Genomic DNA, 26,326 nt, shown 5'->3' with positions numbered 1-26,326 from the left:
CGACGCTCACCTATGGTCTAGGGCGTGCTGAAAGAGTCTCTCGTTCTCGAAGACGGGCTCGGCTGGGTCGTCCGGGCCGTCTTCGAGAACCCCGGCGTCACGGTCGCGGTCGGCGACGATCCCTCCGCGACCGTCCGGTACGCCGTGATCCCGTCGCTGGACAGGCCACGGTTCCTGCTGCCGCTGGCGTCGCGGCGGGTCACCGCGGCGTCGCTGCTGACGTACAACGCGCTGCGGCCCCCGAAGGTCCGGGCCGGCCGGGCCGCGGTCGGCGTCCTCGCCCGGCTGGGGCTGCTCGGCATCACCAAAGCGCCGGTGCTCTCGGTGCACGCCCCTGATCTCCTCAGCACGTTCCTGGCCGGGCAGCTCGGCGTGGACCGGTTGCACGCCGCGATCGGCATTCGCCCGCCGGACCCGCACCACAAGCCGACCCTGCAGCTCTTCGACGACCGCGGCCGGCCGCGCGGCTACGCGAAGATCGGCTGGAACGACGGCACCCGCGCGATGGTCCGGGCGGAGGCCGCCACCCTGGCCGACCTGCCGGAGGGCGGCGGCTTCCCGCCGGCGCCCCGGCTGGCCCTGCACACCCGGTGGCACGGCCGCGAGATCGCGGTGATCGAGCCGATGCCCCGCACGGTCCGGCGCATCCGGCGGCCCGACCGGCCGCGGCTGGACGCCATGCTGGCGGTCGCCCGGCGCGGCGGGCCGGCCACTCCCCCGCGCCCGGTGACCGAGCTGCTGACCACCTGGCGGCGGCGCGCCGCCGGCGCCGACGCCCGGATCCACGCCTTCATCGACGCGCTGGACACCGGCCAGGAGCTGGAGTTCGGGGACTGGCACGGCGACTGGGTGCCGTGGAACATGGCCCGGCACCGGGGACGGCTGCTGGTCTGGGACTGGGAGAACCGCTCGGCCGGCGTACCGGTCGGCTTCGACCTGGCCCATCAGGCGTTCCAGACCGCGCTGTCCACCTACGGGCGGCCCGCGGCGGAATGCGCGGTGGCGGTCGACGAGGCGCTGCGCGAGCACGGGCCGGCGCTCGGGCTGGACGCGGCCGGGCAGCGCTTCGTGGCCGACGCCTACCTCGTCGAGCTGTGGCTGCGCACGTACGAGCTCTCCGGCGGCGGCGCGGGCTGGAACCCGAAGCTGCACCCGGCGCTGCTGGACGTGCTCGCGACCCGCCTGCCCCGATGAGTGCGCTGCTCGCCGTCGAAAGGTGGTACCGGGAACGGATAGCGCGCCTGCTGACCCGCGGTGATCCGGCGGCGGCCCGGGTGCGGGCCAGCGCCCTCGCCCTGCTCTCCTCCGGCGGGACGCTGACGTCGGTGCAGCGGTCGATGCTCACATCCGCGATCGAAGAGCTCGAACAGCGGCCGTCGGGCAGCTATCCGGACAACCGCGAGATGCTGCACCTGGCCCGCCTCGTCGACGCCGCGGCTCAGGACCAGTCGAACGTCATCCCCAGCCGGTCGGCCAGCGCCGCATTGAAGGGCTTGTAGTACGCCGTCAGCTCCGCACGCACGTCGGCCTCCATGCCCTTGCTGGGACGGTCGTTGAACACGTCGTAGGCGGGCAGCTCGTACGCCGGCAGGCCGATGAACCGCAGGATCCGCGCGTACGTCTCGGCCGGCTGCCTGTACAGCGTCTCGCTGGCGACGAAGAGCAGCTGGGAGCGGTCGAAGCGGTCCAGCCACGGCTCGAGGTGTTCCAGGTAGCGGCCGCGCGCCCGGTACGTGTACCAGTCGTACGCCTCGGAGAAGTAGCCCGGCTCGGCCAGCAACCGTTCCCGCTCGCCGGCCGTACGGCTTTCCTCGGCCGCGAGAGCCTCGGCGAAGCCGAGCGGCTCCACGCCCTCGCCCCGCCGCTCCTTCCAGTGCGAATACGCCCGCTCCACCGGGTCACGCAGCAGCACGATCATCCGGGCCTGCGGCATGAGGTCCGCGACGCGGCCCGCCACCAGCGGATGGAACATGTACAGCGGCGCCGCCTCACCCACTTTGGACGGTCCGCCGTGCTTGCGTTCCAGCGCCGCACGCTGCCTGCGGGTCGGGAAGTGCGACCTGTACCAGGCCTCGCCGCGCGACCAGTTCTCCTCGAAGTAGTGCGACGTCTTGGTGTTCCACGCGGGGAAGAGCCGCGGCACGAGCGGGTGCTGGATCAGGTAGCGCCAGAGCGAGGTGGTGCCGCCGCGCTTCGTGCCGATGACGAGGAAGTCGGGCAGCGGCCGCTGGTCGCTGGTCCGTTCGCCGTAGCGCACCAGCAACTCCCGGACCTGCTCCCGGGCGGCCCGCGGGGCCACGCTCTTGATCCGGTCCTTGACGGTCATGGATTGTTCCTTCTCAGCTGGTGGCGGACGGTGGCGAGGGCCGCGCGGACCCGCCGGTCGGCGAGCAGGGCGACACAGCCGGCGACGGTGATCCCGAGCGCGACGGCGAGGCCGGGCAGACCACGGCCGGCGACCAGGGTGCCGATCGCGGCGGCGACGCCGGTTGCGCCGGTCACCGCCAGGGCGGAGACGACGAGGGTACGGCCGAACAGCGCCTCACCCAGGGCTCGGCGGGCGAGCACGGCGGCCAGGACGTTCTCGCACACGATCCCGAGCGACCAGGCGATCGCCGCTCCCAGGGCGCCGTGCCGCGGCACCAGCACGAGGCAGGCGACGACGTTGAGGGTCAGCCCGGCCACCGTGGCCAGCAGGTGGCCCCGGCTGTTGCCGCTCATCAGCAGGACCGTCTGCACGAGTCCCACACCGACGTTGACCAGCATGGCGACCGCCAGCACGGCCATCGGCGTGGCCCCGGAACGGAACTCGGCGCCGAACAGCGCCAAAAAGGCCGGGGCGAAGACCGCGAGCATCAGGTACGCCGGCCACGACAGCAGCACGATCCCGAGGGTGGTCCGGCGGTACACCTGCGCCGCGTCATGCCGCTGGCCGGCCCCGAGCAGGCGGGACAGCTGCGGTGCGACGGCGACGCGCAAACCCTGCATGATGAGCAGGCCGGCGAGGGCGTACCGGCCGACCGCGGCGAACACGCCCGCCTCCGCCTGGGTGGCCAGCGCGCCGGTCAGCAGCACGCCGATCCACATACTGCTCGCGTCGATGGCCACCGAGGCGGCACGCGGCAGGGCGAACCCCCAGAACCACGGCCAGTCGGCGGGCTCGGGCCGCAGCGACGCACCGGCCCCGATCCCGAGGGGCGCGGCAACCAGGGCGAGCGCCACGAGCAGCGCGACCGCCATCGGCAGCAGCCAGCCGCCGAAGCCGAGCAGCACGCCGCCACCGGCCGCCACCGCGGCGATCATCAGCGCCGGCCGGGCAACCGGCACCAGGACGAACTGCACGGCGACGTACGCCGACACCGGCCGGGTCGCGCGTACGGCCGCGAGCAGCACCGTCGCGGCGACGATGACCGGCACGCCCGCGAACGCGAGCCGCACCAGCCCGGCGCCGGCCGGGTCGTCGAGCAGGGCCCGGGAGAGCGGTCCGGCGGCGGCGATCCCGCCCGCGGCGACCAGCAGGGCCAGGCCCAGTGTCGGCAGCACGGCGAGCGGCAGGAGGCGGGCGGCGCGGCGGCGCGGCAACGCCCACATCAGCCCGGTGTCCGCACCCAGGCAGCAGACCGCCCCGACGATCGTGACGAGCCCGATCACGCTGAACAGGGCACCGGAGCCGTCCGCGCCGAACGTCCGCACGATGACCGTGGTGAGCACGAAGCCGAAAGCGCCGTTGACGGCCGCGCCGACCAGGCCGATCGCGCCGCTGCGCGTGCTGCGACGCACCTCGGTGACCGCCGTCATGCAGGAGACTCCTTCGGTTCGCGGTTCACCGGGCCGTCCACCGCGGCCAGCCCGAGGCCGACGGCGAAGAGCAGCACCGACATGTTGGGATCGATGTACGAGTAGAACGGCGTGACGATCGCGGCGATGACCGGCAGGCAGCTGAGCCACAGGCCGCTGGGCGTCACGGCGGCGGCCAGCCGGCGGGTGAGCACGAGCAGGATCACGTAGAAGCAGATCGTGGCGGGGATCCCGTGGCTGTAGAGCAGCTGCCAGATCATCCCCTGGGTGCCGAGCGGCTCGGCGGCGTGCGTGGTGTCCACCGAATTGGGCTGGCCGAAGCCGAGCAGCGGCGAGCGCAGGACGGCGGCCCACGTCTGCACGTACAGGTCGAAGCGGTCGGAAGTGGTGTCCGTCGTCGTGGTGCGGTTCGTGATCAGGTCGACGACCGGGATGAAGAGGGTGACCACCCAGCCGGCCAGCAGGATGCCGGCGATCGGCAGCAGCAGCCGCACCCGCCCCCGGGCGATCTCCCGGCCCAGCAGGTAGAGCACGCCCGCGCCGAGCCCGATGAACATGCCCCGGTTCAGGGTCAGGAAGGCCGGCACGATGGACAGGGGCAGCGACACCATCAGCACCACCCGCATCCGGCCCCGCCGCACCGAGGTCAGGTACGCCAGCACGAACGGCACCAGGAAGCAGTACGCCGTACCCCAGTTGTTGGTGTACGGGTACGGCGCCGCCGGCCGGTAGATCGGGTTGCGGCTCAACGGGTTGAACTCGGTGGCGTCCAGGCGCGAGATGTCGGTGATGAAGCGCTCGCCCTGCACGCTGTGCGGCAGCACCATCTGGAACGGGCTCGCCATGCTGAACTTGGGTGCGAGTACGCCCAGCCAGCCGAGCACCACCATGGCCAGCCAGAAGAGGGCGAGGGGATTGGCGATGCGTACCCACGCCACCCGGTCCCGGGCCAGGTTGTAGACGTAGATGCCCACCATCAGGGCCGTGAAGAGGTGCCCGAGCCGCAGGCCGAAGACGAACAGCGACGTCACGCGCTCGAGCCGGGTGGCGCTGATCGCGATGATGGCCAGCAGGATGAGCCAGAGCCACGTCCCGGTCGGCAGCCGCACGTCGCCGCGGGTCGTGAGCAGGGCCAGCAGGACCACCCCGAAGAACGGCCAGACGAAGTACCAGACGCCGAGGCCCCACCAGAGCGGCATCAGCGCGAACATGACGACCAGTGGCCAGACCGGCAGCTTCGCGGTGCGTACCCGCCAGGCCCGCGGATCGAGCACCCCGGGCTCGACCGCCGCCACCGCGCGCGCCCGGGCCGGCGCGGTCGCTCGTGCGACCCGCCGCGGCCGCACGGACGTCCGGGCCAACCTCAGATCCCCCTGCCGCGCTTCTGCGCCATCCGCAGCACCCGCTCACCGGTCATCAGGCGCAGGATCACGGGTACGGTCACGAGCACCCGCTTCTCCCGCGGGTTGAGCCGGATCACCGCCGCCAACTCCCGCACCGCTTCGGTCCGCCGGTTGCCGGAGGCGAGCGCGAACGCGATCTGTCCTCGCAGGCGGGCCATGCCGGTGGGACTCTGCGCCAGGTCGGGGTGCTTGCGGATGAGGTACCGCTGGGCCTCGACGATCGTCGCCCACCGGCCGAAGTAGAACGAGCCGCCGTGCCAGTCGACGATGACGAGGGCCTGACGCACGACGGCGATCGGCGTGTGCGCGGAGACCCGCAGCAACCACTCGTAGTCCTCGCTGTAGCCGCCGGGGATCTGCTCGTCCACCTCCCCGGCCGCCTCCCAGGTGGACCGGCGCACGAGCATGGTGCTGGAGTGGACCTCCATCACCCGGTCCTCCAGGAACTCCTCGTGCGTCACGACGTCCCGATCGAGCACGCGTTCCTTGTCGATGCCCGGTCCGCGCAGCCGCAGGCCGCAGCTGACCGCGCCGACCGCCGGGTCGGCGAGCAGGTCGGCCTGCCGCCGCAGCTTGGCCGGCAGCCAGATGTCGTCGTCGTCGCAGAAGGCGAGCAGCTCGCCGGTGGCCGCGTCGGCCCCGCTGTTGCGCCCGCCCGGCAGGCCCTGCCGGTGGGTGTTGTTGATCAGCTTGAGCGAGCGTCCCGGCCCGGCCGCGACGTCGAGGTCGCGCACGTCGACGTGGTCGTACACGACGATGCACTCGATCTCACCGGGATAGTCCTGCTGGAGGATGCTGGTGACGGCGCGTTCGAGCAGGCCGGGGCGGTCCCGGGTGGCGACGATGACGCTGACGACGGGGTAGCTGTCAGGCACCGCGGCCTCCTGTCAGGACGAAGCCGACCGTCTGGGCGCCGGCGGACCGCAGCCGGTCCACCAGCCGGCTGAGGTCAGCGTTGCGGGTGCGGTCGCGCGCCACCACCAGGACGGCGACGCCGGTCTGCGCGGCTCGCACACCCCGCTCGTCGGTGTCCGAGGGCGGCGCGTCGACGACCACGACGCCGGAGTCCGGCTCGTCGCCGAGCGCGCAGAGCCGCACCACGCCGCCGCCGATGAGCACGACCACGGGTGCCCGGCCCTCCACGTCCGCCTTGGTCAGCACCGGCTGGGTGTCGGCCGGGGAGGGCACGACCCGCCCGCCCGCGGTATCCATGATCAGTGTGGCCTCGGGGTCCTGGGAGGTGGCCTGCACCTCCGCGAGGCGCACGGACGACGCCGGGATCCGGGTCACGCCGGGGGCCGCGACGGTGCCCGCGCCGGCCGGGCCGCGGCCGAGACCGCCGGCCGTGGCCGATCCGTTGAGCCCGGCGCCGGACGGCGTGATGGTCCGTGGTCTCGGCGGTGTCCGTTTCTGCGCGGCGAAGAGGATGCGCTTCAGCTCCTCCTGAGGCTCCGCCGGCGCGGCCAGGGTAACGTCCTGGCCCGCTTCGGCCAGGGCGACCGCGAGGTTGCCGCTCACCGTCGTCCGGCCCTCGTCGTCGCGTACCGAGAGCACGACGAGCTTGCGGTCCGGATGCCGGTCGATCCACTTGAGGACGGCCAGGGAGACGTAGCGGGCGTCGGCCGCGGCCGCGGCGTCGTGGTGCCGTCCGGCGGCCCGGACCACGCCGAGCGCCGGCACCCCGACGATGTCGGCGGCCTGGTCGATGGAGCGGATACGGCGGTCCAGCGCCTCGCGGGCGTGCGCGAGGACCATGCCGATGAGCAGGCCGCCGAGCAGGGCGGCGGCCAGGTACAGCGCCGCGGCGTCGTGGCTGGAGGGCACCGGCGCCCGGGCGGCGGCCGCGATCGAGCCGGGGCTCAGGTCGGCCGAGGCCACCTTGGCGCGGGCGTTCGCCAGCTGGGCGATCTGGTCGTTCAGCGCGTTGACCTGGTCGAGCATGGCCTGGGCCCGCGGCGACATCGAGTCGGAGCTGGAATTCCTGGACGGCAGGTCCTTCTGCGCGGCCTGACGCTGGGCAGTCACCGACTTGATGGTGTTGTCGTACGACAGCATCAGCGCGGCTCGTTGCTGCTTGTAGATGTCCTCGCGGACCCGTAGGTACGTCTCCGCGGCGGTGTTGGCACCGGTGATCGAGCTTTCCTCGGTGTCGTCGGCGTACTGGAAGCGCAGCACCTGACCGCCGGTGGGCACCTCGGTGGTGAGCGCGTCGCGGACGTCCTCGGGGTCGCGGTTGAGGATGCGTGCGGTGGAGTCGATGACGTCGTTGCCGAGGGCGATGCCGTTCTCGGCGGTCATGTTGATGGCCCGGTCCGCGCCGCTGGAGGGCAGCGTGAACGGGTCGGTCACCACCGGCCGCAGCACGACGACCGTGGTGGCCCGGTAGGTGGCCGGGAAGAACAACAGGTAGGCGAGCACGGCGACCGTGACCACCACGGTGGCGGTCACCACGATCCGCCAGCGGCGCAGCGGAATCCTTACGACGTCCGCAAAGCCGACGACCCGCTGCCGGCTCGCGGCGACGGAATCAGTCACGTCCATGAGTCGTCTCTCCCCGACGTCTGCAGTTGTGTTCCGGTTCTCCCGCGACCTCCCCGGCCGGGCCACGCTGCCCGGCCGGGGACGCCGACGTCTGCGTTCCGCGCTACGAGGTGGCGAAGAACAGCGTGGGGTTGTTCCAGGTGGCCTCCGCCGTGCCGGCCGACACCACGGTCGCCGCGGAGCCGTCGACCGCGGTGGCCGCGGCCGGGTCGAAGTCGACCGTCCGCAGCGATCCGTTGGTGGAACCATAGACGAGCTTCCCCGCCACCCAGGTCATACCACGGACCGTACGCCAGTCAATACCCGACGTAGGCAGCGTGAAGGGGGTGCAGCCGACGACGGAACCGTCCGGCGTGAGATATCGATAGAAAAGTGAATTGCTGCTCGAGGTCGTGTAATACATGCGGCCCTGCAGGAAGAATGCGCCTGTCATGCTCGCCGCCGTGAACCACGAGTTGTAGCCGCTGCTGACCCACGGCGCGCCGATGGTGCCGCCGGTCAGGGTCGACACGTTCAGCACGCTTCCGCTCGGCGCCGAGGAGTCCGTCTTCGCCCAGTAGACCTTGTTGGACAGTGCGAAGGCCGCCTTGGCGTTGGTGAGCTGCGGCTGGCTGACGGTCGCCGGCGTGCCGAGGCCGCCCGGGCCGTACGAGACCTTGGTGACCTGGCCGTTGCCCGCGCCGAGGTAGAGGTAGCCCGACGTGGCCTGCGGGGCGTCCTGCACGCCGATCGTGCGCCCGCCCGACTGCGGGAAGTAGCCCATGCGCCCGTGGTACTCGTTGCCGAGACCGTCGGAGTCCTGGCCGATGAACAGGCCGGACGGGCCCTTCCAGATCTCCCACATGATCGGGCCCCAGCTGGTGCCGCCGGAGGGCAGCTGGCTGCCGGGCGAGCGGGTGGGGTTCCAGTTCATCGGGACGCCGTTCTGCTGGTCCAGCGCGGCCATGCCGTAGCGGCTGACACCGCCCGCACCCTGCGAGTCGTTGCCGTTGGCGTTGTTCTGCCAGCGGAAGTGACCGCCCACGTAGACGACGCCGCCGGCCACCTCGAGCGAGGTCACCGAGTCGGTGCCGGTGAAGTCCACCCAGGTCGCCTTGACGTTGGACCCGCGGTCCGCGGTCTCCCAACGGGCGGTGGCGTCACAGTACGCGTCGCCGCGACCGCCGTCGGCGATGATGACGAAGTAGTCACCGTCGTCCGAGAAGTCGACGTCCCGCGCGTAGAACGGGAACGAGTCGCTGTAGCAACCGGCGACGTAGCGGTCGGTGTTCCAGTCCGCGACGGTGGGCGTACCCGAAGTGTCGATCATGACGACCTGGTTGCGCTTGGCACCGTTGACGTCGGTGAAGTTGCCGACCGCCACGACCGTGTCACCGTCGGGTGCGACCGCGAGGCCCCACACCAGCTCGGTCGAGTTCGGGTAGGCGCGGGCACCGCTCGCGTCCACCTGGAACGTCGCGTCGATGGCGCCGGTGGTGGCGTTGAGCCGCGCCAGCAGCGAGTGCTCGGTGCCGTTGACCCAGTGGAACGCGCCGGCGATGTAGAGCTGGTTGCCGTGCACGATCGCGCGGCGGACCACGCCACCGTCGCCACGGCCGGCCCAGCTGGTGATCGTGGCGCCGGTCGCCGGGTCGAGCTCGACCAGGTTCTTGCGGGCGACACCGTTCACCGTGCCGAAGCTGCCGCCGACGATCAGCTTGCCGTCGGGGCTGACCGCCAGGGTCTGCACCGCGCCGTCGAGCGACGGGGCGAATCCTGTCTTGATCGCTCCCGTGCTGATGTCGTACGCGATGAGGTTGCTGGCGGGCGACCAGGCGGTGGCGCCGGCCGCTTTGACACCGCTGAACGACCCACCCGCGTAGACCGTGTTACCGATCTGTGCGAACGCGCGCATACTGCCGTTCTGGGCGTGCGGCGTGTTGTCCGCGGGGTTCGCCGTGACGATGGTGGCCGATTCGCTCGGCGGGACGAACACGGCGCTCGCCGGTATGGCGGTCAGAGCGACCGTCAGACTCGTCACCGCGACCGGCACCAGGATCCTGGTGAACGGCCGTGGCCGGAGTCGACGTTTCAAGGACACGAGCCCTCCTAATCGGATTTTCAAGGATTTGACGCAGCCTGATGCGGTGCCGGGCGGTTCGCTATCGACCGTACGGACTACAGACGACGCCCATCGGCCACCGTGCCGGGTGCACTGAGGACGAGCACCGGGCATCGACGGTTCATGAGGGCGCCAGCCGGAACGGGGCGACACCGGGGGCGGCCCGCACCGACCATGCTGCGGCTGTTTGCAGGTCCGCGAGGGTGAGGTCCTCCACCTCGCGGGCCACGACGAGTTTCCTGCCTTCCAGCTCCCGAGCCATCTCGACCTGGTGGTCGTCGACGTGCTCTGCGTGGACTCTGCGCCGCGGTACGTAGACCGCGCGCTTGCCGGCCTGCATGGCCGCCAGCGCCGAGCCCACCCCGGCGTGTGAGATGACGACGTCGGCCTCCGCCAGCGCCTGCCGCATCTCGGCGGCCGGCACCTGCCTGCGGGCGCCGGCGGGCATCCTATCGATGACCGTCGCCCCCACCTGCCACAGGACGTCCCACTCGGGGGGCAGCAGCCCCACCAGGTGCCGGAGCAGGCGCGGGAACGTGTACCGCTCGTGGGTACCCAGGGTCACCACGACCCGGCGGACCGGCGCCGGCTCCAGCCGGGCCTCGGCCTCGAAGGCGTCGAAGATGGACCCGCCGTACCGCCAGGGGCCGCCGGCCCAGGCCGGATACTGCGTGTAGAGCCGCATGCGGGGCACCCGGGCGGCGAGCTTGCCGGTCAGCGACGGCCCGCCGGTGCGGGTGGCGCTCTCGATGTAGGAGCAGCGGACACCGGCCGCGGCCGCCGGCAGGAAGAACGCCATGGCCACGGCGGCACCGGTGCTGATGACGTGCTCGTAGCGCTCGGCCTTGAACATTCGCCGGGCGACGACCAGATCGCGCAGCACCCCGGCGACGTCCCGGCTGGTGGTGGGCGGGACGTAGACGACGTCCTCGCCCTCGAGCAGGGAGCGGCTCTGCGGGCTGTCGAAGGTCACCCACCGGCGCGCACCGACGCCCAGCCGCGGCCGTAGGTCGTGGAGCTCGGCCAGATGGCCGCCGGTCGAGGCGACGAGCAGGGTCGTCACGCCGCCGGCACCGCCTCGGCACGCAGGATCTCCGTGACGGGCGCGGCTTCGCGGGGGTAGCGGCCCGCGAGGATGGTGACGGCGATCGCGTAGCCGAGGAAGAGGGCCGGGCCGAAGAGGATGCCGCTGATGACGTCGGTGAGCCAGTGTTTCTCCACGTAGATCCGCGAGTAGCCCTCGTAGCAGGCCATCACGAGGACGACCGTGCCGAGCACGACGTGCCAGCGGCGGTTCAGCTGCCAGGTCAGGGCGGTGAAGAGGGCGATGACCCCGAAGGTCATGACGACCCGGGCGATGCCGCCCGACGGGTACGACCCCAGCCCGGTCGGCGGGTGCCCGCGGTTGACCATGCCGGAGAGGATCGCCTGGACGTACTGCTCGAGCGGGAAGCTCAGCAGGATCGCGGTCAGCGGGATCCAGAAGCGCCTGCGCCACAGCACGGCGAACACGACCGCGGCGACGACCACGACCTTCTTCAGCGGCTCCCGATCGCCGAGGGCGGTGTAGAACCAGTTGAAGTCCTCGAAGCCGGCGTGGCGGTGGTCGGTGACCCAGAGCAGGACCGGCCAGTCGACCGCGTCCTCGAGGCTGTGGGCGAGCAGGCCGACCGGCCAGAAGACCGCGATGACCAGGGCGGCCCAGAACAGCACGAAGACCACGGCCGTCAGCGGCCGGCCGAGCGTCGTGACGAGCCCGGCGACCGCCTCCCGGGTCCTGGCCACCAGGCGGCCACCGGCGAGTCTGCGGCCCGGCCCGTACGCGAGCAGCGGACCGGCCACGGCCGGAACGACGACCGCCATGGCCGCCACGACAAACAGCACTACCACCGAACTGTCCCCATATCCCCGAGCGGTGTCCCGACCGCACGATTCCCTTGACCCCGCGGCGCGTCTAGTACGCGCCTGCGCCCCGCATGACGACCATCGCGGTCCGCATGAGAATGACCAGGTCGAACGTGAGCGACCAGTTCTCCACGTACCGCAGGTCCAGCCGGATCGAGTCCTCCCAGGACAGATCCGACCGCCCGCTCACCTGCCACAGCCCGGTCATCCCCGGCTTCACCACCAGCCGCCGGCGCATGTCCTGCGGGTACTGCTCGACCTCGGAAGGCAGCGGCGGGCGCGGGCCCACCAGCGACATCTCGCCCAGCAGCACGTTGATCAGCTGCGGCAGCTCGTCGAGGGAATACCGGCGCAGGAAGCGGCCGGACCGCGTGATCCGCGGATCGTCGCGGATCTTGAACAGCACCCCGGAGAACTCGTTCTGATCCCGCATCGCCGCGACGCGCGCCTCGGCGTCGGTGTGCATGGTCCGGAACTTGACCATCCGGAACAGCTCCCCGCCGCGTGCCACCCGGATCTGCCGGAAGAACACGGGCCCCCCGGTGTCCAGCTTGATGATCAGCGCGATCGCCAGGAAGACGGGGGCCAGCAGGACCAGCAGCAGCGCGGCGATCGAGACGTCGAAGACCGACTTGATCAGCCGCCGCCCGCCGGAGAGCCGAGGGTGTTCGATGTGCATCATGGGCAGCCCGTCGACCGGGCGCACCGTGATTCGGTCCCCCGCGGTGTCGACCAGCGACGACGAGACGATGAGGTCGATGTCGTCGCGCTCCAGCTCCCATGCGAGCCGGCGCAGCATCGCGCCGTCGAGCTCGGGGCAGGACAGCACCATGACCGTGTCGGCACCGGCCGCCGCCGCCGAGTTCGCGGCCGCTCCCAGCGCCCCGAACACCGGTACGTCCACCGTCCGCGCCGCGCCGGCCAGCTGGTCGGCGGGCAGGCACGCGCCGATGACGTGCAGCCCGTGGTGGTAGCGGCGGTGCAGCTGCCGGGTGAGCTGGGCGACCGCCGGCGCGTGCCCGAGCACGAGCACCCGGTGCATGCACGCCCCGCGCCGCCGCGCCCGGTGCAGGACCTTGCGCAGCGCGAACCGCCCGGCCAGTGACAACACGGTGGTCAGCACCAGGGCGATGAGCAGATAGCCGCGGGCCAGATCGGCGTTGGCCACGTAGGAGGCCAGCGCCATGCCCACGGTCAGGCGCACGCCGGAGCGCAGGACCCGCTGGTATTCCTCTCCGCCGACGAACAGGACCCGGCGTTCGTAGGCGTGCGTCAGCGCCAGCACGCCCACCCACACCGCCGGCACGAGCGCCGACAGGACCAGATACCAGTTCGCGTAGGCCGCGCCCTGGAACCGCAGCACGAAGGCGGCCAGGGTGGCCACCAGCGTCGCTCCGAAGTCGACGATCAGGAGCAGCTTGACGTAGCGCGCCTCCCAGACCCAGCGGTCCGCGTGGCCACGCCCCCAGGCGCCGCCGAGATCCCCATCGGCGACGTCCGCGTACTCTTCAATTTTAGGAATGTCCTGCGTATCGGCGTTGCCCGCCGTTCCCGTCGCCGTCACGACGTCTCTGCCTCCGGTGAGACCCCACGCCCACTCGGCAATTCCGTGCACACCACTCTTTCCACGCCGCCCCTCACACCCCTTGGCCCACAACAAACAAGCGCAAGGACGCCCGAGGGTGAACGCTAGACGAGGATCGGGTAAATGCCGACCCCGCGTGTCGCAATCTTTACTCCGGCCTCCGCCATTTTTCGGATGCCGGTGCGGGCGGCATCCGCCTCAATCCGGGTGAACTCAGGTCCACATCGGACAAAATATCAGCCACACCGCGAGTAACGGAAGGCTTGCCGCCCGGACGTCGAATGCCCGAATTTCACGCATTGGCGCTTGTGATTTGCCGAGAAGGGCGGCGCGTGGCGTCGCACACTAGCACAGCCGGCCGGAACGCGGCCATAGTGCACAGGTGATCATCGATCCGTCACCGTCCGTGGTGGACGGGCGGTCAGATGATGCCGAGGGACATCGCCTTGGTCACGGCCGCCGTCCGGTCGGCCACGTCGAGCTTCTGGAAGGCGCGCAGCAGGTGTGTCTTCACAGTGGCTTCGGAGATGAACAGCGCCCGGCCGATGTCCGCGTTGGTGGACCCGCGAGCGACGAGTCGCAGCACCTCCGTTTCCCGCTGCGACAGGCTCGGCGGCGCCGGGCTGCGCACCTGCCGGACCAGGGTGGAGGCGACGCTGGGCGCGAGGACGGTCTCGCCGCGGGCGGCGGCCCGTACCGCACCGGCCAGCTCCGCCGGCGACGCGTCCTTGAGGAGATAGCCGCCGGCTCCGGCCTCGATCGCGCGCAGGATGTCCCGGTCCGATTCGTACGTGGTCAGCACCATCACGCGTACGCCCGGAGCCTGCGCCAGGATCCGGGCCGTGGCCTCGACGCCGTCCCCGCCGGGCATGCGCAGGTCCATGAGCACGATGTCGGGGACCAGCTCGACCGCCTTCGCGACGCCCTCGTCGCCCGACGACGCCTCGCCCACCACCGTCAGGTCGGCCTCTGCCTCCAGCATGCCGCGCAGCCCGTGACGCACCACCGGGTGGTCGTCCACCAGCAGGATCCGGATCATGCCGGCACCTCCAGCTCGATCGTCGTACCCGCGCCCGGGACACTCTGCACGGTGAGCGTGCCGCCCACCTGGCCGGCACGCGCCTGCATGCCGTCGAGCCCGAAACCGCGCGAGCGGCCCGCGGCGAAGCCGCAGCCGTCGTCGCGCACCACCAGCCGCACCGAGTCCTGCCCGTAGGCGAGCAGCACCCCGACCGCGTCGGCTTTCGCGTGCCGCCGCACGTTCGTCAGCGCCTCCTGGGCGGCACGCAGCAGCACCACCTCGACCGCGGTCGGCAGCGGCCGGGGCTCCCCCGACGTCCGGAACGAGGCCGTGGTCCCGGTCTCCTCGGACATGCGCGCCGCCTGACGGCGTACGGCATCCGGCAGGGACCCGGATCCCAACGCGGACGGTGCCAGGGCCGCGACCAGGGCCCGCGACTCGGCCAGGTTCTCCCGGGCGGTACGCACGGCCAGCGCGAGCCGCTCGTCGGCGAGCGCCGGATCCGCGGCCTGCAGCAGCGTGATGATGCTGGTGAAGCCCTGCGCCAGGGTGTCGTGGATCTCGCCGGCGAGGCGCGCCCGCTCGGCGGCCACCCCGGCCTCGTGGGACAGCCGGGCGACCTCCGCGCGGCTGCTCTCGAGCTCGACGATCAGGCCGGCGCGTTCCTCACTCTGCCGGATGACCCGTGTGATCCAGATCCCGAAGAGGCAGGAGAAGGCCGCCCCCATGACGAAGATCGGCCCGTCCTGGACGAGGTACGACCGGTGGGAGCCGCCGACGGCGATCCCGACGACCAGGGGCAGGGCGTTGGCGACCACGACAGCGGTCAGCGCCCGGCCCAACGGCAGCACCAGGAACACCACCGGGCAGATCGCGAAGAGCAGGTAGCCGAGGGTCGGGTCGGCCAGCGTCCCGGCGCCGAAGACGGCGAGGGTTGCGGCGACGTACCCGGTGCTCTGCCCGCTGCCCCGCGCGAGCCGCCGCCCCCATGCCGCGTAGAGCAGAGCGACCATCGCGACGGCCGCGAGCGCGTACGGCCGGCCGGGCTGGTCCTGCACCGCCACCGCGGCCGCAACAGCGACCGCGACGACGGCGAAGAACGCGTCCCAGAGGGGCCGGTCCCTCATGAGTCGCGGCGGTCGGTCCACCGGAACGTCGCCAGGCACAGCACCAATCCGATCACACACCAGGCGCCCAGCACCAAGGCGGTCCGGCCGGGCTCCCAGGCACCGCCGGCCTCCAGCCCGGCCGCGTAGTCCGGCAGGAACACCGAGCGGAAGCCCTGCGCCATCCACTTCACCGGGAAGACCGACGCCACGGTGATCATCCAGCCGGGCAGCTGGGTGATCGGGTGGATGAAGACCCCGGACACGAACTGCAGGGCCACCACGGGCACGTTGAGGACGGCTCCGGCCGTACGCGCGGAGCGCACCAGCGCACTCGCGGCGATGCCGAGCAGCCCACAGGCGACGACGCTGAGCAGGAACAGCCAGCCGAACGTGAGCCAGCGGCCGGGCTCCGACGGCAGCGGCACGTCGAAGAAGAACACGCCGACCGCCAGCAGCACGACCACCTCGGCGGCGGCCAGCGCGGCGACGAGGATCAGCTTGCCGAGGAAGTACGCCGTGGCGGTGACGGGCGTGCCCCGCAGCCGCTTCAGCGTCCCGTCCTCGCGGTCGGTCGCGATCCCGACGCCCATCGTGATGAAGGCGGTGGACACGATCCCGTACGCGATCATGCTGGCGGAGAAGACCCGGGCCGCGCCCAGGCCGGGCTGGTCGTAGTCGTCGGCGAAGATCGAGCCGAAGAGCAGGAGCAGCAGCGCCGGAAAGAAGAAGGTGAAGATCATCGCGGTGCGGTCCCGGACGAACTGCAGGATCTCCACGCCACCGCGCCGCCGGCCGATCGTGAGCGTGCTGGTCATCGGTTCTCTCCGATCAGGCTGAGGTAGGTGTCTTCGAGCGTCGGGCGGGTGACGGTGAGGGTGCGCAGATCGGCGCCCTCGGCCACGAGCCGGGTGATGAGAGCGGACGGGTCGGCGGTACGGACCTCCTCGGACGCCCCCCACCGCACAACGGCGCCGGCCCCGGCCCGCCCGCCGAGCGTCGCGGGCGTCCCCTCGGCGACGACCGTGCCGCCCACGACGACGGCGAGCCGGTCGGCGAGTGCCTCGGCCTCGTCCAGGTAGTGGGTGGTCAGCAGGATCGTGGTGCCCTCGGCGGCCAGCGCCCGGATCAGCTCCCAGAACTGGCGCCGCGCCTCGGGATCGAACCCGGTGGTCGGCTCGTCCAGGAAGACGATCTCAGGCCGCCCGACGATCCCCAGCGCCACGTCGAGCCGCCGGCGCTGGCCCCCCGAGAGGGTGCCGACCCGGGCCCGCGCCCGGTCGCCGAGCCCGACCAGGTCGATGACCTCGGCGGGGCGGCGGGGGTTCGGATAGAACCCGGCCACGTGCCGGACGATCTCGGCGACGGTGAGGTCGGTGGCGTCGGCGGCGGACTGCAGCACGATGCCGATGCGGGCCCGCCAGCCCGGGGAAGGCCGCTGCGGGTCCTCGCCGAGCACACGGACCTCGCCGGCGGTGCGGCGGCGGTGGCCCTCGAGGATCTCCACGGTGGTGGTCTTGCCGGCGCCGTTCGGGCCGAGCAGGGCGAAGACCTCGCCCTGGGCGACGTCGAGGTCGATGCCCGCGACGGCGAGGTGGTCACCGTAGGTCTTGCGGAGCCCGCGTACGTGGATCGCTGTCATGGGAAAGAGCTTCGCGGGCGCAAGGGGTCCGGCGGGACGACCGGGCGAGGGTCAGCCGGTGTCCACCGATCGGTGGACACTCACTCCCAGCGGAACGCGCGGGCGGCGGCGGTGAGGGCGGCCGCGGCCCAGAGGGTGAGGCTCAGCCAGACGGCGCCGGGCACGGCCGTACCGCCGGTCAGCGTGTCCCGCAGCGCCTCGGCGTGCGCGGCCAGGGGCAGCAGGAAGTAGCCGGCGGTGCCGAGGTCCGGCGCGGCGAACATGATCCCGCCGGCGGCCATCATGAGGACGTAGATCAGGGTGGCCAGGGCCGTCACCGTCTCCGGCCGCAGCAGGCTGGCGAGGAGCAGGGCCAGCCCGCAGTACGCGGCCGTGGCCAGGATCGTCACGCCGGCCGCCGGCAGGATCCGGGACAGCTCCGGGCGCCATCCCGCGGCGACGCCGACCAGGGCGAGCGCCAGCACCTGCAGGGCGACGAGGCACAGGACGGCCGCGGTCTTGGAGAAGAGCAGGCCGGGCCGGGTCAGCGGGGAGGCGCCGAGGCGCTTGAGCACGCCGTAGCTGCGCTCGTACCCGGTGGTGATCGCCTGTCCCGTGAACGCGGTGGACATGACGGTCAACGCCAGGACGCCGGGGACCACGTAGCCGAGGCGGTCGTCACCGGGCACGTTGGTCGCCTTGGTCAACCCGACGCCGAGCAGGACGAGCAGCGGGACGCCCATGGCGAGCACGACGGCCTCGCCGCGGCGGGCCGTGAGGACGAGCTCCATCCGGATCTGCCGGCGCAGGATGGCTCGCATCGGGGCCCGGCCCGGTGCGGGTGTGAAGGTGCCGGTGCTCATCGGTTGACTCCCGCCGTCAGGGCCAGGTAGACGTCCTCCAGCGTGCGGCGCCTCGTGTTCACCGCGGTCACCTGGGCCCCGGCCTCGGCGAACCAGGCCAGCACCGCCGCGATCGACTCCGTGCCGAGGGCGCCGGCGACCGTGTACTCGCCCGGCGACTCCTCGGCGACCTTCGCGTCGAGGCGCGCGGCCAGGCCGGCGAGGGCGAGGCCGGGCTCCGCCCGTACCTGAAGGAGGTCGATGCCCGCCGCGGCCGTGAGCTCGGCGGGGGTGCCGGTGGCGGCCACCACGCCGCCGTTCATGATCACGACCTGATCGGCGAGGCTCTCGGCCTCGTCGAGCAGGTGGGTGGTGAGCAGCACGGTGACGCCGTCGGCGCGGAGGCTGTCGACCAGCTGCCAGGTGGTCTGCCGGGCACCGACGTCCATGCCGGCGGTGGGCTCGTCGAGGAACACCAGCTCGGGCCGGCCCACGAGCGCCACCGCCAGGGACAGCCGCTGCTGCTCGCCGCCGGAGAGACGCCGGAAGGTGGTCTTGGCGAACTTCCGCAGGCCCAGGCGGTCCAGCAGCATGTCCACATCGAGCGGATTCGCCGCGTACGAGGCGAAGAGCCGGAGGATCTCCCCCGCCGTGGCCCACGGGTAGACGCCACCGGACTGGAGCATGATCCCCAGCCGGGGCATGAGCGCGTCATGGTCGGCGATCGGGTCGAGCCCCAGCACGCGGACGGATCCGCCGTCGGGCCCGCGGAACCCCTCGCAGACCTGCAGCAGGCTGGTCTTGCCGGCCCCGTTGTCGCCGAGCAGCGCCAGGATCGAGCCGCGCGGCACGGACAGCGACACGCCGTCGACGGCGGTGACGGCGCCGTACCTGACGACGACGTCCTGCACCTCGACGGCGGCCTCGACCATGGGCGAAACTGTACTGGCCCGGCCACGGTGACCCGCGCTCACCTCCGGGTAGGGTGCTCGCCATGACAGGCTCGGTCACCGCGGTGGAGATCTTCACGGACGGCGCCTGCGTGCCGAATCCCGGGCCCGGCGGCTGGGGCGCCGTGCTGCGCTGGGGTGCCGCCGAGAAGGACCTGTGCGGCGGCGAGGCGACCCCGACCACCAACAACCGGATGGAGCTCATGGCCCCGATCCGGGCCCTCGAGAGCCTGACCCGGGCGCCGCTCAGCGTCCTGCTCTACACCGACAGCATCTACGTGCGCGACGGCATCACGAAGTGGCTGCCCCGGTGGAAGGCGAACGGCTGGCAGACCTCGGCGAAGCAGCCGGTCAAGAACGTGGACCTCTGGCAGCGGCTGGACGCCGCGGTGCGCCGCCACGACGTCCAGTGGCACTGGGTGAAGGGCCACGCCGGGCATCCGGAGAACGAACGGGCCGACCGGCTCGCCGCCCGCGGCCTGCAGGAGGCACTGGCCGCCCGCTAAGGCACCCCCGGGTCGAGGGCCTGGAGGCTGCGCAGGAAGAGCCGCCTGTCCCCCGCCGGCAGGGCGCCCAGCAGGCGGTCCTCCTCGGCGCGGATGGCCCCACGGACGGCGGCGTGCAGCTCACGCCCCGCCGTGGTCAGGCGCAGCAGCCGTACGCGCCGGTCCGCCGGGTCGGGTTCGCGCTCGATGAGACCCCGCTCCTGGAGGTCGTCGAGGTCCGCGATGATCCGCGTCTTGTCCGCCCCGATCGCCCGGGCCAGCGCCGCCTGGGTCCGCATCGGCTCGTCGGCGAGCGCACTGAGGACGACATATCCCCACATGGACACCCCGTGCGCCTCGAGTACGGGGCGTTCGGCCGCCACGAGGGCGCGCGAGAGCCGCACCATCATCGCGGCGAGGTCGGGGCGGTCGGCCACGGCGGGGACGATACCGCTTGACTTACCGTACGCGGAGGCAGATCGTAAGCACATGCGTACCATTGATCCACGCCCCTTCGACGCCCGCGCGGTACGGGCGACCGTGGCCCTCGTCGCCCAGGTCTCGCCGGACGATCTCTCGCTGCCCACCCCCTGCGCGGCATGGAATCTCGGCGCCCTCCTCGCCCACATGACCGCCCAGCACCGCGGCTTCGCGGCGGCGGCCGAGGGCCACGGCAGCGACCGGAAGACCTGGGTGCCGGGACCGCCCGACCTTGTGGGGTACGCGGCCGCCGCCGAGGCGGTGATCAGCGCCTTCGCGGCACCGGGCCGCCTCGACGCGCCGTTCGACCTGCCCGAGATCGGCCCGCGGCCGATACCCGGACGCACGGCGATCGGCTTCCACTTCATCGACTACCTGGTGCACGGCTGGGACGTCGCCCGCACGATCGGCGTGCCGTACGAGCCGGACGACGATCTGCCGGCGGCGGCCCTCCCGATCGCCGAGGCCGTGCCCGGCGGTCCCGCCCGGCTGGCGCCCGGTGCCGCCTTCGCACCGGCCGTCCCGGACCCGGGCACCGGCCCGTTCGACCGGATCCTCACCCTGCTCGGACGGCGTCCCGGCTGACGTTCCACCATCGCCCCGACTACGACTACCGGGTGGACCGCGACGATCTAGCCGAGGTGGGCCGGCCGGTGCAGGAACGCATCCCGATCTAAGTGGTGGCGGTGTGACCACGGCCGAAGTCCCTGCGCCGGGTGCTCAGTGCGACCCATCGTTGACCGGAACGCATGCGGGAGATCCGCCACCGGATCGAGGCCGGCCCGCCCAGCTCAGATAGCCCGCGGCCACCCGCTTAGGAACCACCATGCGCCACGCGTCGGTGACGAGTTCCTCCATCTCCTCCGGATCCAGGGCGGACATCCATGCCTGTACCCACTGGAACCGCAGGTCGGACTCGCGGGGCAGGTGGAAGACCTCCGGTCGCGCCTCGACCAGCGCCTGCCGCTCCACCTTGGGGAACCCGAAGCCCATCACCGTCTCGTCCCGCGAGAACGCCACGTAGACGATCTTTCCCACCCGGAACTTCACCCTGTCCCGGATCAGATGCTCCGTCGTGCGGGGCAGCCGGAGCGCCACCGCCCTCACCTGTTCGACCGTCACCATGACTCACTTTGTCACGAGGACCGGGGGCGCGGCACCGACGGAAGCCTCGTCGTCTGCTGCTCGCCCTCGTCGGCGACCTCGGCGTCGCGAACCTTGGCCCGTGCGACCCGATCGGGCGTCAGGCGGTACGTGGGCCCCTGCACCAGCTCGTCCGGCACGAGGTGCCGCCCGCCGCCCGGAGCGACATCCCCGCCCGGAACCGCCGGCGCCGTCGTGATGACCGCGGACGTGACGGCCGCCGTACCGCGGACCGCGCGCCGGGGACCGATCAGCCGGGCCGCCATGCTGAAAACGCTGCGGGTGGCGGTGTCGTAGCCGTCCCGGTACGCCTCGTCGCGGTCCAGACCGGTCCGGTACCACTGGTGCAGGCGGCCCGCCGCGTACCCGACGCAGCCGGTGAACGAGGCGAGGAGCGTGATCAGGAGGGCGTCGTTTGCCGGGGCGGTCATGAACATGATTCTCGCCAAAGGCATCGACCAGGAGCTATAGCCCGATTGGCGTACCCTGAACGGTCGACAAGTGGTCCGTCAGGGTGAATCGGGCGTTCCGGTCCGCCGTGCCCGTGCGCGTCGCTTGCCCTCGTGCATGGCGGCGACCCGGGCGACCGGGATGGTGTGCCCCTCCTCGACCAGCCCGGCGTCGAGTTTCTGCGGCGCGGGCATCGCGGCTGCCCACGGATCCCGGTCACCGAGGAGTGCCGGCGCGGTGTGCACCGTGAAGTCCGCGGGCGTGACGTCGTCGAGGTCGTCCCACGCCACCGGGAAGGACACCGGCACGCCGGGGCGTACCCGCGGGCTGTAGGCGGCCACCACGCTGGCCCCGCCCGACCGGGTCGCGTCGAGGAAGACCTTGCCGTGCCGGTCCTCGCGGATGAACGCCGTCGTGGCCAGCGCCGGGTCGAGCCGTTCGGCGCGGGCCGCCACCGCCCGGGTCGCTGCGGCCACGTCCCAGGTCGCGGCGGTGCCGTCGAGCGGGACGAAGACGTGCACGCCCTTGGAGCCGCTGGTCTTGACCGCGCCGTCCATGCCGGCGTCGGCGAGGGCCTGGCGCACCAGCCGGGCGGCCTGCACCGCCAGGGTGAAGGCGCCGCCCTCCGGCGGGTCGAGGTCCATGATGAGGTGCGTCGGGTGGTCGTGGTCGGCGATCGTCATGAGCGTCGGGTGGTACTCGACCGCCCGCTGGTTCGCGAACCACAGCAGGGTCTTACGGTCGTTGCAGAGGGCGTACAGGACCTCGCGGTGCGACGCCTCGGCCCAGACCTTGGTGCGGGGCACCCATTCGGGCGTGTACTTCGGCAGGTTCTTCTGCATGAACTTGTCCTGGCCGCGCAGCACCCGGACCACCGACAGCGGCCGGTCGCGCAGGACCGGGACGATCCGGTCGCGGACCGCGTCGAGGTAGTCGACCAGATCCCGCTTGGTCGCGCCGGCGCCGGGGAAGAGCTCCTGGTCGAGGTTGGTCAGGGGTACGCCGTCGCGTTCTTCCTTCTCGGCCGCCATGGCCTCATCCTGCCCGGACCATGCTGATCGCGGGAAGCACCATGACGAGGGTGAGCACGGCGTAGCACCCGCCGGTGAAGTACAGCCCGCTGCGGGTGGCGATGACCGCGCCCACGAACGGCAGCACCACCGCGAGCAGGGCGGCGAAGAACAGGGTGCCGGGCTCCGGCTCGGCGCCCAGCAGGCCCCACCCGAGCAGGAACGGCACGGACACGAGCCACAGCAAGGTGACGAGCAGGATGTGCAGCGCGGCCTCCGCGCGCCGGGCCGCGGCCCGCCGGTCCTCCCGGACCTCCTGGGCGGTCCGGTGCACCATGTTTGCGCGGGTCAGGGGCGACCGCTCGATCTCCAGCGTCACGAGAAGCACTCTAGGGGAGGCGGCGCGCCGTCGCCCGTCGAGCGTGTCACTCCTCCGGGGCTGGTGGAGGCCGCTCCCCGCTGCCGCGGGGGATCAGCGTCGTGCCGATCGTCACCGTCCGGGCCGGTCCGGCGAAACCGCTGATCCGCTCGTACGCGAGCCGCGCCGCCTCCCGCCCCAGGGCGACCGGGTCGTGCGCGACCACCGTCGTGCCGATCACGTCGGCGAGGTCGAAGTCGTCGAAGCCGACCAGCGCCGGGGAACCGGGATGCTCCCGCAGCGCCCGCAGCGCGCCGGTCGTGAGCCGGTTGTTCGTGGTGAACAGCGCGGTCGGGGCGGGGTCCAGGGCGAGCAGCTCCCGCACGGTCTCCTCGGCCCGGCCCACGTCGTGCACATCCGTACGCAGATACGGCCGCCACTCGTCGTTTCCGCCCGCCGCCATCGCCTGCACGAAGCCGTCGTAGCGGTCCCGCTGCGGCGCCATCCGGGCCAGGTCGGTGACGAGGGCGATGCGCCGGTGGCCGCCGGCGAGCAGGTGCGCCCCGGCGGCCCGGGCGCCGCCCGCGTTGTCGATGAGCACCGCGTCGGCCGTCGGCCCGTCCGGCGGCCGGTCCAGGAAGACGAACGGCACCCCGTGGTTCGCCTCGGCCGCGAGGTATTCGTGCCGGTCACCACTGGGCACCACGAGCAGGGCGCGGACCCGGCGCTGCAGGAACGCGTCGACGAGCGCCCGCTCGAGCTCGGCGTCCTCGTCGTTGTTGGCGGTCAGCAGCTGGAGCCCGTGCTGGCGCAGCTCGCGCTCGATGCCACTGGCGACGGCGCTGTAGAAAGGGTTGGTCAGGTCCCCGCTGATCAGGCCGACAAGCGCCGAGGTAGCACCCCGGCGCAGCTCCCGCGCGATGCCGTTGAGCCGGTAACCGAGCACGTCCGCCGCCTCGCGGACGCGCCGGCCGGTGGCCTCGGCGACGTTCGGCTCGTCGTTGAGCGCCCGCGACGCGGTCTTGAGGCTCACGCCGGCCATCGCGGCGACCTGGGTCAGCGTGGGACGGCGCAGGTTCGCCCCGTCGACAGCGGCGTCGGCGGACCGGGAAGCGGACATCATGCTCCGAGTTCTGCAGAGGTGGAGGACGAAAGTATGACATCGATGTCGGATCGGACCGACGCCGCAGCGCCGAATGGACCTTCATGCTGACCATCGGCGCCTTCGCGCGTGCCGCCCGGTTGTCGCCGAAGGCGTTGCGGCTCTACGACGAGCTCGGACTGCTGCGCCCGGCCGCCGTCGACGCGGACTCGGGTTACCGCTACTACGACCCGGGCCAGCTCGGCCGGGCCCGCCTGGTCGCCTGGCTGCGCCGCCTCGACATGCCGCTGGACCGCATCCGCGCCACCTGTGAGCTTCCCGGGGCGGCCGCGGCGGAGGCGGTCACGGCGTACATGGCGGAGCTCGAAGCGGAACTCGAGGCCCGCAGCCGGCTCGCCGGCTTCCTCACCGACTACCTCACCGGGAAGGGAACGCCCATGTCCGAGCACGCACCCGGCCTGGGCCTGCGATTCGCCGCACGGTCCGCGATCGGCAAGGTTCGCGAGACGGACCAGGATCTCGCGTACGCCGGAAGCACCCTCCTCGCCGTCGCGGACGGCGCCGGGCCGGGCGGGGACCGGGCCGCCGCCGCGGCCGTCGAGGTCTTCCGCGGGCTCCCGGGCGGCACCGACCTGCTCCGTACGCTGGAAGAAGCCGTCGCTGACGCCGAAAAGGCCGTGCGGGCGCTACCGTCCCAGGACGAGGAGCGCCCGATCACCACGCTGACCGCCCTGGTGTGGTCGGGCTCGCGGATCGGCGTGGCGCACATCGGGGACAGCCGGGCGTACCTGCTGCGCGGGGGCGAGCTGTCGCGCCTCACCGACGACCACACGTACGTGCAGAAGCTGGTCGACGCCGGCGAGCTCGCCGCCGCCGACCTGCCGGCGCACCCCCAGCGGCCGCTGCTACTCCGCGCGCTCGGCGTCGACGGCGAGGCCGACCTGTCGCTGCGCACGGCGCTGCCGGGCGACCGTTACCTGCTCTGCACCGACGGTGTGTGGACGACCGTCCCGGACCTCGCCGGGGCACTGCGAGCCGGTGCGCACCCGGAGGCGACGGTGTCCCACCTGATCGACGCGGCGTACGCCGGCGGCGCCCCCGACAACGTGGCCTGCGTGGTCGCCGACGTCGTGCCGGTGTGATTCCCCCGGCCCATCAGGCAGCATGGGCGCATGGTTCCCCGGTGGAGTGTGATCGGCGCGCCGTCGAGTGCAGGCGCGCAGACGCCCGGCGTGGAGCGGGCCCCCGCTGCGTTACGCGCGGCGGGCCTGTTGTCCGCGCTCGACGACCGCGGCCTGCTGGTGCAGGACCTCGGCGACATCCCCGGCTTCCGGTGGCGTCCCGACCCGGCCCGCCCCACGGCTCAGAACGCCGCCGCGGTCGCCCGGGTGGCGACCGACGTGGCCAAGGTCGTCGCGTCCGCGCCCGGCGTACCGCTGGTGCTCGGCGGCGACTGCACCGTCACGCTCGGCCTGGTGGCGGCCACGGGCAGCCCCGCGCTGATCTACATCGACGGCGGCCCGGACCTCCACACCCCCGACACCCGCCCGCACGGCAACCTCGACGCGATGGGCCTGGCACACATGATCGGGCTGCCGGGCTGCGACCCGACGGTGGCGGCGGTCGCCTCGCTCCCCCCGGAACGCGTGGTCGCGTACGGCTTCGACCTGCCGCCGAGCGACCCCGAGCGGGTCCTGCTGGACCGCCTGCCGATGACGTACGTGCCGGCCAACGAGGTCCGCACCGGCCCGGCGAAAGCGGCGGCCCGAGCCCGGTTCGCCGCCGAGGCCCTGGCTCCGAGCTTCGTGGTCCACTTCGACGTGGACGTGCTGGCGTTCGCGCAGGCGCCGTTCGCCGACGTGCCGGAGCCGGCCGGGCTGACCCTCCAGGAGCTGGTCGAGACCCTGTCGGTCCTGGTGGCCAGCCCCCAATTCGCCGGTATGACGCTGACCGAGGTGAACCCCGACCACGTGCCGCCGGAGGTGGGCCTGACGCCGCTCGTGGACGCCCTCGCCACGGCGCTCGGCTAGGCGGCGGCGTTCCTTCCGGGACGACGGCGTAGACGCTCTGGCACGCGAGCACTGCACGGATGCCGCCCGTGTACCTGCCCATGTGCCACCGCACATACCGCAGCATCCGCCCGGCGTTCGGCACCCCATCGCCGCCTTCCGAGCGCGGCTCGCCGGCACGGCCTCGGTTCCGGCGGAGCACGGGCAGGCTACGACAGCCGGTGCGGGTTCGCCGCCCCGCGCTCGGACCGGCGGATCACGTTTCGATCTCTTTCGATCGTGCTCAGGATTGCGCCACGCCCCGGCGGCGCGGCCGGACGGCGCCGCGATGACATCGATGTCAACGAAGCCTTGCGGATCGATGCAGTTGCACGTGACGATGTGTCGCGGATGTGCCCGAGCCCACTTTTCCCAGC

Annotated in this window: 27 protein-coding genes; 6 read left to right on the top strand and 21 right to left on the bottom strand. The window is 72.3% G+C overall.

The features are described from left to right. Window positions 1–24 precede the first annotated feature (24 nt). Together ACIBO8_RS15365 and ACIBO8_RS15360 are read left to right on the top strand one after the other, a co-directional pair. Window positions 25–1,194, top strand: coding sequence for a hypothetical protein (locus ACIBO8_RS15365; RefSeq protein ID WP_396115835.1), 1,170 nt, complete (start codon window positions 25–27; stop codon window positions 1,192–1,194). Then, on the top strand, window positions 1,191–1,499 hold the full coding sequence (locus tag ACIBO8_RS15360; RefSeq protein ID WP_396115834.1) for a hypothetical protein: 309 nt from the start codon (window positions 1,191–1,193) through the stop codon (window positions 1,497–1,499). Before ACIBO8_RS15365 ends, ACIBO8_RS15360 begins: the two co-directional genes overlap by 4 nt. On the opposite strand, the gene ACIBO8_RS15355 is transcribed toward ACIBO8_RS15360, so the two are convergent. The 15 genes from ACIBO8_RS15355 to ACIBO8_RS15285 all read right to left on the bottom strand — a co-directional run bounded on the left by ACIBO8_RS15355 (window position 1,439) and on the right by ACIBO8_RS15285 (window position 18,855). Then, window positions 1,439–2,326 (bottom strand): sulfotransferase domain-containing protein, encoded by an 888-nt coding sequence (locus ACIBO8_RS15355; protein WP_396115832.1) that lies wholly within the window; start codon window positions 2,324–2,326, stop codon window positions 1,439–1,441. The two genes, ACIBO8_RS15360 and ACIBO8_RS15355, sit on opposite strands and share 61 nt — an antisense overlap. Continuing rightward, a complete protein-coding gene (locus ACIBO8_RS15350) occupies window positions 2,323–3,798 on the bottom strand; it encodes a lipopolysaccharide biosynthesis protein (protein ID WP_396115831.1) in 1,476 nt (491 codons plus the stop codon). Before ACIBO8_RS15350 ends, ACIBO8_RS15355 begins: the two co-directional genes overlap by 4 nt. Next, entirely contained in the window at window positions 3,795–5,159 is a 1,365-nt protein-coding gene (locus ACIBO8_RS15345; RefSeq protein WP_396115829.1) for an O-antigen ligase family protein, read from the bottom strand. The genes ACIBO8_RS15350 and ACIBO8_RS15345 overlap by 4 nt, the downstream gene beginning before the upstream one ends. A gap of 2 nt (window positions 5,160–5,161) precedes the next feature. After that, the gene (locus ACIBO8_RS15340; RefSeq protein WP_396115828.1) at window positions 5,162–6,076 is read right to left on the bottom strand and encodes a glycosyltransferase family 2 protein; all 915 of its coding nucleotides are present in this window, start codon (window positions 6,074–6,076) and stop codon (window positions 5,162–5,164) included. After that, complete coding sequence (locus ACIBO8_RS15335) at window positions 6,069–7,742, bottom strand: hypothetical protein (protein WP_396115827.1); 1,674 nt, start codon at window positions 7,740–7,742, stop codon at window positions 6,069–6,071. Before ACIBO8_RS15335 ends, ACIBO8_RS15340 begins: the two co-directional genes overlap by 8 nt. A 103-nt stretch (window positions 7,743–7,845) precedes the next feature. Beyond that, window positions 7,846–9,822, bottom strand: coding sequence for a hypothetical protein (locus tag ACIBO8_RS15330; protein ID WP_396115826.1), 1,977 nt, complete (start codon window positions 9,820–9,822; stop codon window positions 7,846–7,848). A gap of 142 nt (window positions 9,823–9,964) precedes the next feature. Further along, window positions 9,965–10,906, bottom strand: a complete 942-nt coding sequence (locus tag ACIBO8_RS15325) for a glycosyltransferase (protein ID WP_396115825.1) — start codon at window positions 10,904–10,906, stop codon at window positions 9,965–9,967. Beyond that, on the bottom strand, window positions 10,903–11,733 hold the full coding sequence (locus ACIBO8_RS15320) for a phosphatase PAP2 family protein (protein WP_396115824.1): 831 nt from the start codon (window positions 11,731–11,733) through the stop codon (window positions 10,903–10,905). Before ACIBO8_RS15320 ends, ACIBO8_RS15325 begins: the two co-directional genes overlap by 4 nt. Window positions 11,734–11,797: 64 nt before the next feature. Continuing rightward, window positions 11,798–13,312 carry a sugar transferase gene (locus tag ACIBO8_RS15315; protein ID WP_396115823.1) on the bottom strand — a complete coding sequence of 505 codons (1,515 nt, stop codon included), beginning with the start codon at window positions 13,310–13,312 and terminating at the stop codon, window positions 11,798–11,800. 442 nt (window positions 13,313–13,754) lie between these two features. After that, complete coding sequence (locus ACIBO8_RS15310) at window positions 13,755–14,372, bottom strand: response regulator (protein WP_396115822.1); 618 nt, start codon at window positions 14,370–14,372, stop codon at window positions 13,755–13,757. After that, on the bottom strand, window positions 14,369–15,481 hold the full coding sequence (locus ACIBO8_RS15305; protein WP_396115821.1) for a sensor histidine kinase: 1,113 nt from the start codon (window positions 15,479–15,481) through the stop codon (window positions 14,369–14,371). The genes ACIBO8_RS15310 and ACIBO8_RS15305 overlap by 4 nt, the downstream gene beginning before the upstream one ends. Then, window positions 15,478–16,278, bottom strand: a complete 801-nt coding sequence (locus ACIBO8_RS15300; RefSeq protein ID WP_396115820.1) for an ABC transporter permease — start codon at window positions 16,276–16,278, stop codon at window positions 15,478–15,480. Before ACIBO8_RS15300 ends, ACIBO8_RS15305 begins: the two co-directional genes overlap by 4 nt. Continuing rightward, window positions 16,275–17,102, bottom strand: coding sequence for an ABC transporter ATP-binding protein (locus ACIBO8_RS15295; RefSeq protein ID WP_396115819.1), 828 nt, complete (start codon window positions 17,100–17,102; stop codon window positions 16,275–16,277). The genes ACIBO8_RS15300 and ACIBO8_RS15295 overlap by 4 nt, the downstream gene beginning before the upstream one ends. Before the next feature lie 80 nt (window positions 17,103–17,182). Further along, window positions 17,183–17,944 carry an ABC transporter permease gene (locus tag ACIBO8_RS15290; RefSeq protein ID WP_396115818.1) on the bottom strand — a complete coding sequence of 254 codons (762 nt, stop codon included), beginning with the start codon at window positions 17,942–17,944 and terminating at the stop codon, window positions 17,183–17,185. Beyond that, window positions 17,941–18,855 carry an ABC transporter ATP-binding protein gene (locus tag ACIBO8_RS15285; protein ID WP_396115817.1) on the bottom strand — a complete coding sequence of 305 codons (915 nt, stop codon included), beginning with the start codon at window positions 18,853–18,855 and terminating at the stop codon, window positions 17,941–17,943. The genes ACIBO8_RS15290 and ACIBO8_RS15285 overlap by 4 nt, the downstream gene beginning before the upstream one ends. Window positions 18,856–18,917: 62 nt before the next feature. Between ACIBO8_RS15285 and rnhA the strand changes: the two genes are divergently transcribed. Then, window positions 18,918–19,379 (top strand): ribonuclease HI, encoded by a 462-nt coding sequence (gene rnhA / locus ACIBO8_RS15280; RefSeq protein ID WP_396115816.1) that lies wholly within the window; start codon window positions 18,918–18,920, stop codon window positions 19,377–19,379. Here rnhA and ACIBO8_RS15275 read toward each other — a convergent pair. Further along, a complete protein-coding gene (locus tag ACIBO8_RS15275) occupies window positions 19,376–19,795 on the bottom strand; it encodes a MarR family winged helix-turn-helix transcriptional regulator (protein WP_396115815.1) in 420 nt (139 codons plus the stop codon). The two genes, rnhA and ACIBO8_RS15275, sit on opposite strands and share 4 nt — an antisense overlap. Window positions 19,796–19,847: 52 nt before the next feature. Between ACIBO8_RS15275 and ACIBO8_RS15270 the strand changes: the two genes are divergently transcribed. After that, entirely contained in the window at window positions 19,848–20,423 is a 576-nt protein-coding gene (locus tag ACIBO8_RS15270) for a TIGR03086 family metal-binding protein (RefSeq protein WP_396115814.1), read from the top strand. Between the two features lie 135 nt (window positions 20,424–20,558). Here ACIBO8_RS15270 and ACIBO8_RS15265 read toward each other — a convergent pair whose 3' ends face one another. From ACIBO8_RS15265 to ACIBO8_RS15245, 5 genes are all read right to left on the bottom strand, one after another. Continuing rightward, window positions 20,559–20,963, bottom strand: a complete 405-nt coding sequence (locus tag ACIBO8_RS15265; protein WP_396115813.1) for an MmcQ/YjbR family DNA-binding protein — start codon at window positions 20,961–20,963, stop codon at window positions 20,559–20,561. Between the two features lie 11 nt (window positions 20,964–20,974). Then, window positions 20,975–21,412, bottom strand: coding sequence for a hypothetical protein (locus ACIBO8_RS15260; protein WP_396115812.1), 438 nt, complete (start codon window positions 21,410–21,412; stop codon window positions 20,975–20,977). Between the two features lie 78 nt (window positions 21,413–21,490). Next, a complete protein-coding gene (gene ligD / locus ACIBO8_RS15255) occupies window positions 21,491–22,462 on the bottom strand; it encodes a non-homologous end-joining DNA ligase (RefSeq protein WP_396115811.1) in 972 nt (323 codons plus the stop codon). A gap of 4 nt (window positions 22,463–22,466) precedes the next feature. Then, a complete protein-coding gene (locus tag ACIBO8_RS15250; RefSeq protein WP_396115810.1) occupies window positions 22,467–22,820 on the bottom strand; it encodes a hypothetical protein in 354 nt (117 codons plus the stop codon). A gap of 46 nt (window positions 22,821–22,866) precedes the next feature. After that, window positions 22,867–23,922, bottom strand: a complete 1,056-nt coding sequence (locus ACIBO8_RS15245) for a LacI family DNA-binding transcriptional regulator (protein WP_396115809.1) — start codon at window positions 23,920–23,922, stop codon at window positions 22,867–22,869. Between the two features lie 83 nt (window positions 23,923–24,005). On the opposite strand from ACIBO8_RS15245, the gene ACIBO8_RS15240 reads away from it, so the two are divergent. Beyond that, window positions 24,006–25,043 carry a MerR family transcriptional regulator gene (locus ACIBO8_RS15240; RefSeq protein WP_396115808.1) on the top strand — a complete coding sequence of 346 codons (1,038 nt, stop codon included), beginning with the start codon at window positions 24,006–24,008 and terminating at the stop codon, window positions 25,041–25,043. A 30-nt stretch (window positions 25,044–25,073) separates the two neighbouring features. After that, complete coding sequence (locus tag ACIBO8_RS15235) at window positions 25,074–25,931, top strand: arginase family protein (RefSeq protein WP_396115807.1); 858 nt, start codon at window positions 25,074–25,076, stop codon at window positions 25,929–25,931. The last annotated feature ends 395 nt before the right edge of the window (window positions 25,932–26,326 follow it).

This window comes from Actinoplanes sp. NPDC049681, assembly GCF_044465265.1.
In the GTDB taxonomy this organism is placed as follows: Bacteria; Actinomycetota; Actinomycetes; order Mycobacteriales; family Micromonosporaceae; genus Actinoplanes.
The sequence above is the reverse complement of the archived record's forward strand: the minus strand, read 5'-3'. Positions and strand labels throughout refer to the sequence as shown.